At 73.1% G+C, this 13626-nt stretch carries 13 protein-coding genes and 1 pseudogene; 1 reads left to right on the forward strand and 13 read right to left on the reverse strand.

Annotated features, from left to right (window positions below; translation table 11 throughout):
- Entirely contained in the window at positions 1 to 2313 is a 2313-nt protein-coding gene (locus ACFPZ3_RS67400; RefSeq protein ID WP_379524843.1) for a penicillin acylase family protein, read from the forward strand.
- Positions 2314 to 2316: 3 nt separating this feature from the next.
- Here the strand turns inward: ACFPZ3_RS67400 and ACFPZ3_RS67405 are convergent, their stop codons facing one another.
- From ACFPZ3_RS67405 to ACFPZ3_RS67465, 13 genes and pseudogenes are all read right to left on the reverse strand, one after another.
- Positions 2317 to 3462 carry an ABC transporter permease gene (locus tag ACFPZ3_RS67405; RefSeq protein WP_379524844.1) on the reverse strand — a complete coding sequence of 382 codons (1146 nt, stop codon included), beginning with the start codon at positions 3460 to 3462 and terminating at the stop codon, positions 2317 to 2319.
- On the reverse strand, positions 3459 to 4637 hold the full coding sequence (locus ACFPZ3_RS67410) for an ABC transporter permease (RefSeq protein WP_379524845.1): 1179 nt from the start codon (positions 4635 to 4637) through the stop codon (positions 3459 to 3461). The genes ACFPZ3_RS67405 and ACFPZ3_RS67410 overlap by 4 nt, the downstream gene beginning before the upstream one ends.
- Before the next feature lie 2 nt (positions 4638 to 4639).
- The gene (locus ACFPZ3_RS67415) at positions 4640 to 5581 is read right to left on the reverse strand and encodes an ABC transporter ATP-binding protein (protein WP_379524846.1); all 942 of its coding nucleotides are present in this window, start codon (positions 5579 to 5581) and stop codon (positions 4640 to 4642) included.
- Entirely contained in the window at positions 5578 to 6591 is a 1014-nt protein-coding gene (locus ACFPZ3_RS67420; protein ID WP_379524847.1) for a right-handed parallel beta-helix repeat-containing protein, read from the reverse strand. Before ACFPZ3_RS67420 ends, ACFPZ3_RS67415 begins: the two co-directional genes overlap by 4 nt.
- Positions 6588 to 7103, reverse strand: a complete 516-nt coding sequence (locus tag ACFPZ3_RS67425; RefSeq protein WP_379524848.1) for a hypothetical protein — start codon at positions 7101 to 7103, stop codon at positions 6588 to 6590. The genes ACFPZ3_RS67420 and ACFPZ3_RS67425 overlap by 4 nt, the downstream gene beginning before the upstream one ends.
- Before the next feature lie 35 nt (positions 7104 to 7138).
- A complete protein-coding gene (locus tag ACFPZ3_RS67430; RefSeq protein WP_379524849.1) occupies positions 7139 to 7921 on the reverse strand; it encodes an alpha/beta fold hydrolase in 783 nt (260 codons plus the stop codon).
- Between the two features lie 10 nt (positions 7922 to 7931).
- The gene (locus ACFPZ3_RS67435) at positions 7932 to 8771 is read right to left on the reverse strand and encodes an ester cyclase (protein WP_379524850.1); all 840 of its coding nucleotides are present in this window, start codon (positions 8769 to 8771) and stop codon (positions 7932 to 7934) included.
- Positions 8768 to 9262 (reverse strand): holo-ACP synthase, encoded by a 495-nt coding sequence (locus ACFPZ3_RS67440; protein ID WP_379524851.1) that lies wholly within the window; start codon positions 9260 to 9262, stop codon positions 8768 to 8770. The genes ACFPZ3_RS67435 and ACFPZ3_RS67440 overlap by 4 nt, the downstream gene beginning before the upstream one ends.
- Positions 9263 to 9482: 220 nt before the next feature.
- A complete protein-coding gene (locus ACFPZ3_RS67445; RefSeq protein ID WP_379524852.1) occupies positions 9483 to 10379 on the reverse strand; it encodes an ACP S-malonyltransferase in 897 nt (298 codons plus the stop codon).
- Positions 10379 to 11245 (reverse strand): alpha/beta fold hydrolase, encoded by an 867-nt coding sequence (locus ACFPZ3_RS67450; protein WP_379524853.1) that lies wholly within the window; start codon positions 11243 to 11245, stop codon positions 10379 to 10381. The genes ACFPZ3_RS67445 and ACFPZ3_RS67450 overlap by 1 nt, the downstream gene beginning before the upstream one ends.
- Positions 11242 to 12483 carry an NAD(P)/FAD-dependent oxidoreductase gene (locus ACFPZ3_RS67455; protein WP_379524854.1) on the reverse strand — a complete coding sequence of 414 codons (1242 nt, stop codon included), beginning with the start codon at positions 12481 to 12483 and terminating at the stop codon, positions 11242 to 11244. Before ACFPZ3_RS67455 ends, ACFPZ3_RS67450 begins: the two co-directional genes overlap by 4 nt.
- Positions 12480 to 13202 carry a nitroreductase family protein gene (locus tag ACFPZ3_RS67460; protein WP_379524855.1) on the reverse strand — a complete coding sequence of 241 codons (723 nt, stop codon included), beginning with the start codon at positions 13200 to 13202 and terminating at the stop codon, positions 12480 to 12482. Before ACFPZ3_RS67460 ends, ACFPZ3_RS67455 begins: the two co-directional genes overlap by 4 nt.
- Positions 13199 to 13626 (reverse strand): annotated as a pseudogene (locus ACFPZ3_RS67465) (beta-ketoacyl-[acyl-carrier-protein] synthase family protein); the annotation flags it as partial. The pseudogene ACFPZ3_RS67465 and the gene ACFPZ3_RS67460, both read right to left, overlap by 4 nt.

Here is a 13626-nt window from a genome sequence, read left to right on the forward strand (position 1 = left end):
ATGAAGCTCTCGCTGAGACCGGCCGCGGTGCTCGCGCTGGTCCTGGCCGCCGCCGTCGTGGTGGCGGTGCGCACCACCGCCCCGTCCCTGGCCGACGACGGCCGCTACACCGCCGAGATCCGGCGCACCGAGTACGGCTTACCGCACATCTCCGCCAAGGACTACGGCGGGCTCGGATTCGGGTACGGCTACGCCTTCGCCCAGGACAACCTGTGCGTGCTGGCCTCCTGGGTGGTCACCCTGCGCGGCGAACGATCCAGGAACTTCGGCCCGGAGGCGGACTCCGACGACCCGGTCCGCCCGGTCGCCAACCTGGTCAGCGACGTCTACTACAAGAGCGTCGCCGAGTCCGGGGTCGTGGCACGGGTGTTGTCCCAGCCGCCGCCCGTGGGCCCGAGCGCCGAGTTGCGCCGGCTCGTGGACGGCTACGCCGCCGGGTACAACCGCTACCTGAAGGAGACCGGGGTCGCGAACCTGCCGGACCCCACCTGCCGGGGCAAGTCCTGGGTCGCCCCCATCACCGCCACCGACGTCTGGAACAACCTCCTCGATTTCAGCCGCATGTCCAGCGGCTCCCAGTTCAAGGAGTTCATCGTCGGCGAGGTCGAGGGGCAGGCGCCGGAGCGGCCGGCCGCGGGCAGCAACGCCTGGGCACTCGGCCGCCAGGCGACCCGCGACGGCCACGGCATGCTGCTCGCCGACCCGCACTTCCCCTGGAACGGGATACGCCGCTTCTACCAGGTACAGCTCACCATCCCCGGCGTGCTCGACGTCTCCGGCGCCAGCGTGTACGGCACACCGGTCGTCCAGATCGGCCACAACGCGGCCGTGGCCTGGACCCACACCGTCTCCCACGCCCAGCGCTTCACCCTCTACCGGCTCGACCTGGTGAAGGGCGACCCCGACAGCTACGTGGTGGACGGCCGGGCCGAGCCGATGGGCCGCCAGGTGGTGGAGGTCACCCTCCAGGACGGCACCACCGTGGACCACACGCTCTCCACCTCCCGCTACGGCCCGGTGCTCGCCGACGGCCGCACGGACGAGGCCGCCTACGCCTTCGCCGACGTCAACGCCGCCAACCTGCGCCCGGCCGACGAGTGGCTGGCGATGGCCAGGGCGGGCGACCTCACCGGGCTGCGCACGGCTCAGAGCACCTACCAGAGCATGCCGTTCGTCCACACGCTCGCCACCGACACCGCGGGAACCGCCTACTTCGCCGACGCCTCGGTCGTCCCCCACGTCACCGATGCCCAGGCGGAGCGCTGCGCCAAGCCCTCGCCCATGCCCGGGCTGGAGGAGTACGTCCTGGACGGCTCGACCTCCGCGTGCCTGTGGGGCAAGGACCGCGACGCCGTCGTGCCCGGCATCTTCGGCCCAGCCGCCCAGCCGAGGCTGACCCGCGCCGACTACGTGGCCAACTCCAACAACACGGCCTGGATCACGAACCCGAAGGCGCCGCTGACCGGCTACCCCCGCGTCTGGGGCAAGGCGGGCACCGATCTGGAGCCGCGCCCGCGAGTCAGCCTGGACATGATCGCCCAACGGCTGTCAGGGAAGGACGGGCTGGGCAAGCCCGGCTTCACGCTGGAGACGTTGCAGGCCACCGTCCAGGGCAAGCGGAACTACACCTTCGAGCTCATGCGCTCGGACCTGCTGCGGTTGTGCCGTGCGAATCCCTCGCTGACCTCCTCCGGCGGCAAGCCCGTGAACGTGCGCGAAGCCTGCGCGACGCTGCGTGCCTGGGACGGGCGCGCCACCCTGGACGGCGAGGGGGCCATCCTGTGGCGCGAGTTCTTCACCCGGCTCGGGCGGCCGACCCCGGTGGGAGAGCCGCCCTACAGCCCGTGGCTGGTGCCGTTCGACCCCGGTCATCCGTTGAGCACCCCCCGGAGGCTCAAGGACGACTCCGTGGCACGGCAGGCGCTGGCCGACGCCGTCCTCTACTTCCGGACCAACCACATCCCCCTGACGCTCACCCCGGCGCAGGCGCAGCACTACTCCTCGATCCCGATCCCGGGCTGCACCGAAGGGGAGGGCTGCTTCGACCGGGTACGCATGCGCGGCCCGCTCGGGCAGGACGGCCGCTACCCGGAGGTGGACACCGGGTCCAGCTTCATGATGGCCGTCGAGCTCACCCCCGAAGGCCCCAGGACCCGGACGGTCCTCACCTATTCGCTCTCCGCCAACCCCGACTCGCCCCACCACACCGACCAGACGGCGCTGTTCTCGCGCGGCCAGTGGGTCACCGAGCGGTTCACCCAGGCCGAGATCGCCGCCGACCCGAAGCTGAGCACCGCCACGGTGCGCGGATGACGGTCAGCTCACGCGCGTGGCGCGGCGGAACACCGCGAGCGCGATCGCCAGCAGGGCCGCCGCCATGCCGGCCAGCACCGCGAGCTCCGTGACCACGGCCCCCGCCCCCGCGCCGGGTTTCGTCAGGGCGAGCAGCGCGTCCATGCCCCAGGAGTGCGGGAAGAGGTAGCCGATCGTGTTCAGCGGCTCGCCAGCGACCTCCTTCGGCCACAGGCAGCCGCCGAGCATGCCCAGCACGATCCCCAGGGGCGGGCCGATCGCGGGGGCCTGCGAAGGGGAGCGTACGAGGCTGCCGACGAGGACCGCGGCCCCGGTCGCGACCAGGCAGAACACGAGGACGACGAGGGCCACGCCGAGCGGGTCGCCCCACGAGACGCCGAACACGAGCGTGCTCACCACCATGATCAGGGCGGCCTGCGCGACGGCGATGAGGAACCTGCTCAGCGTCTCGCCGAGCAGCACCGACCACTCGCGGACCGGGGCGGCGAGCGAGCGCCTGATCATGCCGAGCGCGCGGCTCTCCGCCAGCCCGGCGGCCACGGCCATGGAGTTGAGGAAGGTGAACAGCAGGAGGTTGGCGGGGGCGGTGTAGGCGAAGCCGCGCGGAGTGCCGGCCGCCGCGCCGGTGTTGGTCACCTCGACGTGCGTGGTGTCCGCCTGCGCCGCCCGTACGTACGCCGCCGCCTCGGACGCGCTCGCGCCCGCCGCACGGGCCGCGCCGGTGGCCTCCATGACCGCGGCCACCCGTCCGACGGCGACGTCCACGGCCCGGCGCGCGGCCAGCCCGCTGCCGTTGGACTGCGTCACCACCATGTCGAACCGGGTGGAGCCGGGCCGGATCACCAGCCCGCCGGCCAGCGCGCCCTCCCTGACCCGGTCCCGTACGTCCTGCTCGCCCGCCACCCGGACGACCTCCAGGTCGGGATGCCCGCGCAACTGCTCCAGCACCGCGGCCGCCACCGGGTCGGAGTCCTGCGCGACGACGCCCACCGGCAGCCGTACCTTGCCGGTGGCGGCGCCGCCCATGGCGAGCCCGACGAACGCGATGGTCAGGAACGGCATCACCACGATGAAGAACAGCCCGACCCGGTCGCGGGCGTGGCGCCGCAGGTTGGCCGCCACCAGGGCGAACACGGGACGAGGTTTCATCTGGTCAGTCCTCTCCGCAACCCGGCGGCCGACAGGCCGCCGGCCACGAGCGCGATGGCGCACAACACGCCGAGCGGCGCCGTCACCGAGGCGATCCCGCCGCCGGAGCCGGCCAGTTCGATCAGGCCGGAGGAGATCCAGCCGTTGGGGGTCAGCAGGGCCGCCTTCTGCAGGAACTCCGGGAGGTTGTGCAGCGGCACGAGGCTCCCGCCGAAGAAGGCGACGACGAACGAGACGCCCATGATGACGCCGTCCGCCTGCGACTCGGTGCGCGCCCGGCTGGCGACCAGCATGGTGATCGTGGCGGCGGCGGCCGCGTGCGCGGCGCACAGGGCCAGCACCGCGACCGGGTCGCCCCAGGTCGTACCGAAGATCAGCACCGAGGAGGCCCAGGTGGCGCACATGCTGGCCAGCGCCAGCCCGAACCCGACCAGCGCCTTGGCCAGCGCGGGGGTCCACGGCGGGATGGGCGCCACCAGCGTGCGGTCGAGCGTGCCCAGCCGCCGTTCGGTGAGCAGCCCTCTGACGGAGGTGCCGGCCACGAAGAAGGCGAAGAGGGCGGCCATGCCGGTGCCGTAGTAGACGGCCAGATCGACCTTCCCGCCCGACAGGGAGTCGGCCGACAGGCCCAGCGCGGGACCGTTCGCGCCGTTGCGCTCCACGAACGCCTGCACCTCGGCGCCGGGCACGCCGGCCGCGATCGAGGCGCGCACGGCGAGCGTCCTGGCCTCGACGAGCGCGGACATACGGTCCACGACGGCCTGGGCGAGCACCCCGGCGAGCGGGGCCTCGGGCGAGCTGAGCACCGTCACCTCGCCGCCCCGCCCGGCGCCGACGCTCTGGCTGAAGCCGGGCAGGAAGACGATCGCGGCGCCGATCACGCCGTCGTCCACCTGGCGCCGCGCCTCCTCGCGAGTGGGCAGGTCGCGCAGTGTCAGCACGCCCTTGAGCTCCTCGGCCGCGGCCATCTCGCCGCGCACGCTGGCAGGGAACTCGCCGCCGTCCAGGTCGACGTAGCCGACGGTGGCGCGCAGCGGCGGGTCGTCCCCGCCGAGGGCCAGGCCGAAGATCGTGGCCAGCAGTACGGGGGCGACGAGCGCGACCAGCAGCGCCGTGCCGTCGAAGATCCGGGTGCGCAGTTCCTGCGCGGTCACGACCAGGAGAGGTCTCAGCATCGTCAGTCCCTGAGGGTGCTGCCGGTGAGGAAGAGGAAGGCGGCCTCCAGGTCGGGCTCGGCGATCCGCACCGCGGTCACGGCCGCGACGTCGCGCACGGCCGCGAGCAGCGCGGGGAGCAGGCTCCTGCCGCCGTCCACGATCAGCCGCACCTCGCCCGCGCCCGCCTGGACGCCCTCGGTGACACCCTCGACGGCCAGCAGCAGTTTGAGCGCCACCTCGATGTCGTCGGTGTCGAGGGTGAGCTCCACCCGGTCGTCACCGCCGATGAGGGAGACCAGCTCCTTCGGGGTGCCCTCGGCGATGAGCTTGCCGTGGTCGATGATCCCCACCCGCTTGCAGAGCCGCTCCACCTCCTCGATGTAGTGCGAGGTGTAGACCAGGCCCATGCCGCCCGCGACGAGCTCCTCGACGCCGTTGAGTATGGCCATGCGGCTCTGGGGGTCGACGCCGACGGTCGGCTCGTCGAGGAAGAGCACCGCGGGCCTGTGCAGGAGCGCGGCGCCGATGTTGATGCGGCGTTTCATCCCGCCCGAGTACGTGGAGACCTTGTCGTCGGCCCGGTCGGTCAGGCTGACGAGGTCGAGCACCTCGCCGATCCTGGCGGCCAGCGCCTTCCTCGGCAGGCCGTAGAGCCGGCCGAAGTAACGCAGGTTCTCGCGGGCGGTCAGGTCGGGGTAGAGCGCGACCTCCTGCGGCACGTAGCCGATCTTCGACTTGGCCGCGATCGGGTCGGCCGCGAAGTCCTTGCCGTCGATCAGCACCTTTCCCGAGTCGGGGCGGAGCAGGCCGACGAGCATGGAGATCGTCGTGCTCTTGCCGGCGCCGTTCGGGCCGAGCAGCCCGTACGACTCGCCGGGCTCGATCTCGAAGCCGACGTCCTGGACGGCGGCGAGGTCCCCGTACGCCTTGGACAGGCCGGCGCAGGCCAGGGCCGCGGTCACGGGCCCGACCAGCCCGCCAGGTGGGGAGGCTCGCCGGCGCCCGCGAGGTTGGCCTCGAACGTGTGAGCCGCCGGGTCGCCGCCGATCTGGAAGTCGAACGGGGTGTTGCCGATGACCCGGTTCCACAGGACGTGGTTGCCGAAGGCGTCGTCGCCGCCCCACTCCTTGGAGGAGGCCACGACGAAGGCGGAGCCCATCACGGAGGGGCCGCTCGGATGGTTGTCGTGCACGTGGTTGCCCACCAGCGCGACCCGCTGGCCGCCGATCAGCGCCAGGCCGACCCCGGAGATCGGCGGGCCCGCCTCACCGAGGCCGCCGGGGGTGCTGCCGCTGGCCAGCCCGTTGCCGTACAGGTCGTTGTCGGCGATGAGGCAGTCGGTCACGCCGCCTTCAGGCTCGCCCTCGTAGGTCTGGTTGACGGCCAGAATGCCCGCGGCGTTGCCGTGGCAGGTGTTGCGGACCAGCCGCGCCTTGGAGGAGTTGTCGATGAAGATGCCGAAGGCGTTGCCGGACGTCTCGTTGTCCGCCACGAAGGCGTCGGCCTGCCCGCAGAAGCTCAGGGCCACCCCCGCGTACTGACTGCCTGAGGCGCGGCAGGAGGTCACCTCGCAGCCGGTGGACTCGCGGACGTACAGGCCCCAGATGGCGTTGTCGAGGGCCTCCAGGTCGTCGAGCACGACGTCGGTGACCGTGTGCGCGTAGACGCCGGCGCCCGAGAAGCCGCGCAGCGACAACCCGCGTACGGTGACGCCGGCCACCTCGTGCACGCTGATCCCGCTCAGCACGTCCTCCCCGGCCTCGTGCAGGGGCGGGATGCCCGGAGGCGCGCTGCCGCCGGGCACCAGCACCGTACGCCCCGGGCCCGCGCCGATCAGGCTCACGCCGGGATGCTTGATCCACAGGCTGCCCGGGAACTCGCCCTCGGCCAGCCGCACCGTCGCGCCCGCGCCGGCGGCGTCGAGCACCTCCTGGACCGGCTCTCCCGGCCGGACGAACACCTCGGACATCATGCCTCCGCCTGCTTGTCGGTGAGCCGCTCGTCTGGGAGCCGCTCGTCGGTGGGCTTCTCGTCGGTGGGCTGCTCGCCGGGGAGCCGCTCGTCTATGAGGACGATCGCCAGTGCGACGAGCAGTCCGCCGCACCGGCCCCAGCGGGCCGCGCCGAGCAGCGGCGGGTCCTCGCCCCGCGCCGCCAGCCTGGTCAGCGCGGCCCTGCGGCTGGCCCGGCGGATCGTGTACGCGGCCCCGTCAGGAAGGGACAGGCCGGTCGATCCGGTCAGGCAGGCCGCGGCCTCCTCCAGCAACCCGGCGGCCCCGGGCGGCACGGGACCCGCGGGCTCGAAGTCGTCCCAGCGGAACCCGGGCGCCCGCCCGCCCACAGCCTTGATGAAGCTCTCCGTGATCGGGAAGGACTCCGGCGCAGGCAACCAGCGGCCGAACGTGGCGCCACCCCGCCGGGCGGCCTCCGCGACCCGCTCTTCGGCGACGATGTCCACACCGACCAGCACGGCGGGCTCATCCACGCGACCCCCTGGGCCGACCAGGACGGCGGGCTCGCTCACGTGGCCGGCCCCGCGTGCCGGGCCAGGAAGCCCTCCAGGCTCGCGGTGTACTCGCCGGGCCGTTCGATCATGGGGATGTGCCCGCTGTCCTCCACGACCACGACCTCGCAGGCGGGGTAGCCGGCCAGCAGGTCCAGCCAGGCGTCGATCGGGGTCATCCGGTCGTGCCGGCCCCAGACGTACATGGAGGGGCAGGTCACCTTGTCCATCGCGGGCCTGACGCGGTAGGTGCGGGTCGCCTTGATGCTCCTGGCCATGCTGAGCATCGAGGCCGGTTTGCCGAGCATCTCCGCGGTCTGCGTCAGTTGCTCGTCGGTGAACAACTGCTCGCCGTGGAAGAGCGCGGACAACATGCGGTCGCGGAACTCCTCGCCCTGGGGGCGCACGCTGGCCCTGCGGTCGAAGCTCAGCCCGACGTCGGGGTCGGGGGTGAGGCCGGGCGCGCCGCTCACCACGATGCCGCGGATCCGCTCGGGGAGGCGGCCCGCCAGGTCGATCGCCACCAGCCCACCGAGCGAGTTGGCGCAGACGATGACCTCCTCGGCTCCCGCCTCGTCGCAGGCCTCGATCAGGGCGTCGCCGAGGCGTTCGATGGACCCGGCCACCTTGCTGTCCAGCTCGCAGATCGCCTCGTTCGTCCGCAGGACGGGGTGGCCGGAATCGACCAGGGCGGTGTACGGGTTGTCCCAGATCCACTTGCCGGCGAACAGGGCCGACATGAAGGCGACGGTGGGCCGCGCGCCGTCGCCGGGGCGATGCTCGAAGGTGAAGACGCTCATGGTGCTCCAGTCACAGTAGGGAGACACGGTCGGGGACCCAGCCGCAGCCGCAGGCCGCCCCGTCCTCGACGGTGACGACGCCGGCGCAGTGCGGGCAGCGGGCGTACTCGCGTACGGCGGCGGGCAGCCACTGGCTGATCAGCGCCCGCGTGCACAGTCCGCCGCGGAAGAAGCGGCGCATCGCGCGCTGGTGCGGCCGGGCGTTCACGGCTCTGACCGACTCGGGCCGGTCGAACGCGCTCAGCGTGAACTTGCGGTCGCCGATGTCGAACGTGGACAGGCCGAGGAACCCGGACGAGGCGCGCAGGGACTTGACGACCTCGACGCTGAGCAGGTCTACCTCGGCCGCCTCCGCGCCGTCGCGTACCTGCAGGTAGGTCAGCGCGAGCGCGCCGGGCCTGGCGGTTCTGGCGGTGACCGCCCGCGCGCTCACCCCGTACTCCCTGACCTCGTCAGCGGCGGGCACGAACCTCGGGTCGTAGCCGAGCGCCGCGGCGACCGCCAGCCGGTCGAAGCACCTGCGTACGTGCGCTCCGCCGGTCACCAGGTCGGTGCCGGTGACCTCGACGGGCCGTCCGGCCGCCGGCATGCCCAGGTAGGCGGCGCGGTGGTCGGCGCGCAGCGTCCAGGACACCACGGCGGCCTCCGGCCCCTCGACGACGTGCTCCACCTCGAAGCGCAGGCCGCGCAGCCGCTCCATGACCGCCCGCGCGTGCTCCTCCAGCTCGGCGCCGCTCAGCGCGCCCGCCGTGTCGGGGTCGGCGTAGGACTTCACGGTACGGGCGACGCCGGCCGCGTCCCCCGCCTCCCACGCCTTGAGGTGATCGTGGGCCAGCTCGGCCAGAGTCATCGCGGCACCTCCTCTCGGAATGGCCCGCCCGCCACCGGGGCCGTCTCACCTTCGGACAAGCGGGCCGCCACCAGGGCCGTCTCGTCTTCGGGCAGGCGGGCCGAGACCAGGGCCACCGCGAGGGCCCGGTCGCCGGTGTGGCTGATGGAGATCCGGATCTGCCGCACGCCCGTGAGCCGCGCGAGCTCTCCGCAGAGCCGTACGGCCGGCGGGTGGCCGTGGGCGCAACCGGCGTCGCGCCGGCAGGTGGCGGCGGGCCGGGGCAGCACCTCGGCTCCGCGCAGGTGGCCGGCCGTCGGGGCGACGTCCAGCAGCCGCAGCACCGCGTGTTTGGCGGCCAGCCGTCCCGCCCAGTGCTGGAGCGTGCGGCCGGCGCCCGAGCGCAGCCGTTCCGACCGCGTGTAGACCTCGTCCAGGCGCAGTCCGGCGATGAGCTCGCCGGGCCGGCTCAGACCGGCGAACCCGACCTCCGCGAACCCCCACCGGTTCACGCGACACGCTCCCGCGCCGGACCGGCGAAACACCGGCACTCCCGGATCAGACCGGCGAAACACCGGCACCCACGGATCGAACCAGCGCAACACCGGCACCCCAGGACCGAACCGGCGAAGCACCGGCGTTCCCGGATCAGACTGGCGAAACGCCGACGTTCCCGGATCGGACCAGCGAAACACCGGCGTTCCCTGATCGGACCGGCGAAGCGTCGGCGGTTCATGTGGCACGCTCCCGGGCCAGGCGGCGCGGGGTCGTCGGGTCGGCCATGCTCAGGCAGCGGACGCCGGCGGCGCGGGCCAGCCCGGCCAGCACCTTGCTGTCCCCCACCTCCACGCACATCCCGAGCGGCAGGGCGTGCGTCATGGTCTCGGTCCACCGGACCCTGCCGGTGAGCTGCCCGATCAGCGCCTCCCGAAGGACGGCGAGGTCAGTGGTGGGCTGGGCGGTGAGGTTCGGGACGACGGGGAAGCGGGGCTCGCGCATCGGCGCGGCGCGCACCGCCCGCTCCCAGCCGGGGAGCGCCTCGCGCATGAAGGGCGAGTGGAAGGCGTTGCCGACCTTGAGCGGCACGACCTTCGGCGCCAGCCGGGCCAGCCGTTCGAGCGCGGGGAACGCCCCGGAGACGACGACGTGGCCGAGGGCGTTCTCCAGCCCGACGACGAGCGGCTCGCCGTCCCGTTCCGCGGCGGCGGCCAGCGCCTCCACCTCCGGGACGGGCAGGCCCATGACGGCGCTCATCCCGCCACTCCCGCCGACCTCGGCCATCAGCCGTGACCTGGTCTCCACCAGCCGGAGGGTCTGCTCCAGGTCGAGCGCCCCCGCGGCGTGCAGGGCGCTCAGCTCGCCCACGCTGTGCCCGGCGACCAGCTCCGGCTCGTGCCCCTCGGCCCGCAGGACGGCCAGCGCCGCCAGGTTGCACACGGTGACCGCGCGCTGAGCATGCTCGGTGGCGACCAGCCGGTCCAGCGGGCCCTTCGCGCACAGCGGCGAGATCGGCTCGGAGAGCAGGTCGTCCGCGGCGTCGAACACCTGCTTGGCCGCCGCCGCGCGGCGCAGCCACCCGCCCATGCCGACGCGGACGGTGCCCTGGCCGGGGAAGAGGAAGGCGGGCATCACAACCTCCGCCGGGGACGCCGCTCGGGCTCTGCGGGCCGCTCGCTGCCGAGGAAGCCCAGCAGCAGCTTGTTGAGCTGTTCGGGCGCGTCGACCGGGATGTAGTGGCCGGCGCCCTCGACGCGCTCGTAGCGCCACGGCCCCTTGACGAACCTGCCGGAGCCCGTCATGCCCTCCTCCAGCAGGTCCTTGTCGCGGGTGGACCAGATGCCGAGCGTGGGGGCGTAGACGGGCGGGAAGGGCCGGGAGCCGGCCAGTTCGGCGGCGGGCGAGCGGTTGGCGCGATACCAGTTCAGCGCCGCCGTCAGCGCTCCCGGCCTGGCCAGGTCGCGTACGTAACGGTCGTGATCGCCCTCGCGGCCGATGATCTCCTTGAACAGCCGCCAGCCGTTGCGCCGCAGCAGCTCCTCGCTGACCCCGGGGAACTGGTAGAAGAGCATGTACCAGGAGGCCGCGCGCTGCTCGATCGACGGGGCGGTGAAGACGCCGGGGTGCCCGACCGACAGCGCGACCAGGTGGTCGACGCGGCGCGGCAGCAGGAAGGCGTACATCCAGGCGATGGCGGCCCCCCAGTCGTGGCCGACGACGTGCGCCCGCTGGACGCCGAGCCGCTGGGAGAGCGCGACGACGTCGTTGACGATCGTCTGCATGGTGTACGCCTCGACCTCCTGCGGTTTGCCGGAGTCGCCGAATCCGCGCAGGTCGGGCACGATGGCGCGGAATCCGCCGTCCACCAGCGCCGGGATCTGGTGCCGCCACAGGTGGGAGGAGTCGGGGAATCCGTGCAGCAGGATGACGGGGTCGCCCTCGCCCTCGTCGAGGTAGGCGAGATCGACGCCGTTGACGGTGAGGTGTTTCTTGTTCACGCGCTCTCCCTGAACAGACGCTCGGCGAAGAACTCGCTGAAGCCGAAGTCGGGCACGTCCTCGGGCGCCACCAGGTTGAGCAGGCCGGTCACCTGCGCGCCGAAGTGGCGGGCGGCGAGCCTGCCCACCCGGCGGCGCCGTTCGAGCGCCTCGGGGCCGAAGGAGGCGTGCAGCTTGGCGACGATCTCCGCGCCGTGGTGCAGGCGCCCCATCCGGAAGGCGCGTTCAGCCAGGAAGGGGGCGAAGGCCGCGGGCCGCCAGTCGTCGCCGCCGAGCAGGACCTCCGACACCGTGCGCGCGTCGCGCAACGCGCAGGACAGGCCGGTGCCCAGGACGGAGTCGGTCTGGCCGGCCTCGTCCCCGATCAGCACGACCCCCTCCGTGAGCGTGGGCCGGTCGGGCAGGGTCGACAGGCGCGGCCAGACGGCCAGCGGCCCCGCCGGCCTGGCCACGGTGACCGCCTTGCCCCGGTCGGGCAGGCATTCGAGCTCGAAGTCGGCGATGAACCGCTCGGGCCCGCCGGGGCCCCGATAGCGATGCTGGTTGGCCGTGGGGAAGTTCATGTACAGGCGGGCCCGGCCGGCCTCCTGGGGGAACACCATGAACATGACGTCGCCCTCGGTGCCCAGCGCCTGCGTCTCGGCCGGCCAGTCGCCCAGGCCCTCGACCATGAGCGCCCCGCCCCACTCGTGGGTGGCGGAGGTCATGCTGACGCCGATCTGCCGCCCGACCTTGCAGACGCGGCCGGTGGCGCCGAGCACCATTCTGGCCCTGAGCTCATGGAGCCCGCCGGGCGTCCGGTAGGTGACGACCGGCTCCGTGCCGGGGGTGACGGTGATCTTGGCCGCGTTCATGACCACGCGGGCGCCGCTCGCGACCGCCTGCTCCGCCATGATCTGGCACACGGTGTGGTGCGGGAAGGAGAGCGGGCCGCCGGCGCTGGGGATGAAGCGCGTCATGTCGACGGACTCGACCTCCTCGGGCGGAACGGCCTCGTCCCAGGTCACCCAGCGGCGCATCTCGCAGGCGCCGCCCACGGCGAAGCAGTCGAGCACGCCCAGCCGCTGCGCCTCCTGGATCCCCCAGGGGGCCAGCCACTCACCGCGTACGAGGTCGGTGAAGGCGTCCTGCTTCTCCAGCAGCACGACCGACAGCCCGCCCGCGGCCAGCCGGCAGGCCGCCGCGGCGCCGCCCATGCCGCTGCCGACGACGACCACGTCCGCGTGGTCGATGGTCATTTCTCCCACCTCTCCCAGTACGTCCGTTCCTTGGCCGGGCGGCGCTTGGCCGGGTGGAAGTCCCCGCCGAGGGTGTAGCCGACGCCGACCATGCAGATCTGGGTCACTCCCGACGGGATGCCCAGCAGTTCCCCGATCTGCCGCTCGAAAGGCAGGTGCATGCAGTTGATCGAGCTGCCCAGGCCCCTGCCGCGCAGCGCGAGCTGGAAGGACCAGATCGCCGGGTAGATCGAGCCGTAGTAGACGCTGGCGCGCATCGGGCCGAGGCGTACCTCGCGGATCAGGTTGCCTTCCGGGGCGGAGGCCACTCTGCGCTGCCACTCCTCGTCCACCGCCCGGATGTCGGGCGGCCGGGAGATCACGCAGGGCAGGACCAGGACGGGAATCCGCCCGACGTTCTCGGTGAACCTCGCCACCGACTCGTCCATCCGCCTGGCCTGCGCTTCGTGCCTGCGGCGGCCCGCGCCCATCATGGCGTTGCGATGGTGGCGCCATGAGTACGCGGTCAGCTCCCCGATCCGCGCCTTGATCGCCACGTCGGTGACGACCACCCAGCGCCAGTTCTGGTGGTTGTTGGCCGTCGGCGCCTGGACCGCGACCTCCAGCGCCTCCTCGATGAGTTCGCGGGGCACCTCCCTGTCCAGGTCGAGCCTGCGCCGCACCGATCGGGTCGTGGTGAGCAGCCGGTCGGCCTCCCCCACGTCGAACGCGCCCGTCACGGGGCCTCCAGCAGGACGGCGCCGCGTACCGAGCCGGGAGCGGCCGACAACACCAGGACCCGGTCCGGTGGCACGGGCAGGCCGGGTTTGGTGAGGTAGTCGTCCAGGTCGCCCGCGCATGGATGGGCCAGCCCGCGCAGCGCCGGCGCGAGGCCCGTCCTGATGGCCAGGGCGGCCACCGCCAGGTTCAGCGCGCCCGTCGCGGCCCCGCAGTCGCCGGTGTGCACCGTGCTACTGGTGAGCGGCCCGCCGCGGCGGCCGGCCAGCACGACCTCCGCCTCTTCGGCCCCGCCGTTCCCCACGACCAGGCCGGCCTCCTGCGAGGGCAGCCCGGCCAGCGCGCGGGCCAATAGCTCAGCTTCGTCGCCGCCGCCGGCGCCCGCGTGGCTGCTCGCCGCCACCCGCGCGTACGGCCCGCCGCCGC

The sequence above is a fragment of the Nonomuraea insulae genome, assembly GCF_042656245.1.

What these genes read in the sequence shown, in the direction of transcription:
- ACFPZ3_RS67400 (WP_379524843.1), top strand. Translation starts at nt 1, where the DNA reads ATGAAGCTCTCGCTGAGACCGGCCGCGGTGCTCGCGCTGGTCCTGGCC.
- ACFPZ3_RS67405 (WP_379524844.1), bottom strand. Translation starts at nt 3,462, where the DNA reads ATGAAACCTCGTCCCGTGTTCGCCCTGGTGGCGGCCAACCTGCGGCGC.
- ACFPZ3_RS67410 (WP_379524845.1), bottom strand. Translation starts at nt 4,637, where the DNA reads ATGCTGAGACCTCTCCTGGTCGTGACCGCGCAGGAACTGCGCACCCGG.
- ACFPZ3_RS67420 (WP_379524847.1), bottom strand. Translation starts at nt 6,591, where the DNA reads ATGATGTCCGAGGTGTTCGTCCGGCCGGGAGAGCCGGTCCAGGAGGTG.
- ACFPZ3_RS67430 (WP_379524849.1), bottom strand. Translation starts at nt 7,921, where the DNA reads ATGAGCGTCTTCACCTTCGAGCATCGCCCCGGCGACGGCGCGCGGCCC.
- ACFPZ3_RS67435 (WP_379524850.1), bottom strand. Translation starts at nt 8,771, where the DNA reads ATGACTCTGGCCGAGCTGGCCCACGATCACCTCAAGGCGTGGGAGGCG.
- ACFPZ3_RS67445 (WP_379524852.1), bottom strand. Translation starts at nt 10,379, where the DNA reads ATGCCCGCCTTCCTCTTCCCCGGCCAGGGCACCGTCCGCGTCGGCATG.
- ACFPZ3_RS67455 (WP_379524854.1), bottom strand. Translation starts at nt 12,483, where the DNA reads ATGACCATCGACCACGCGGACGTGGTCGTCGTCGGCAGCGGCATGGGC.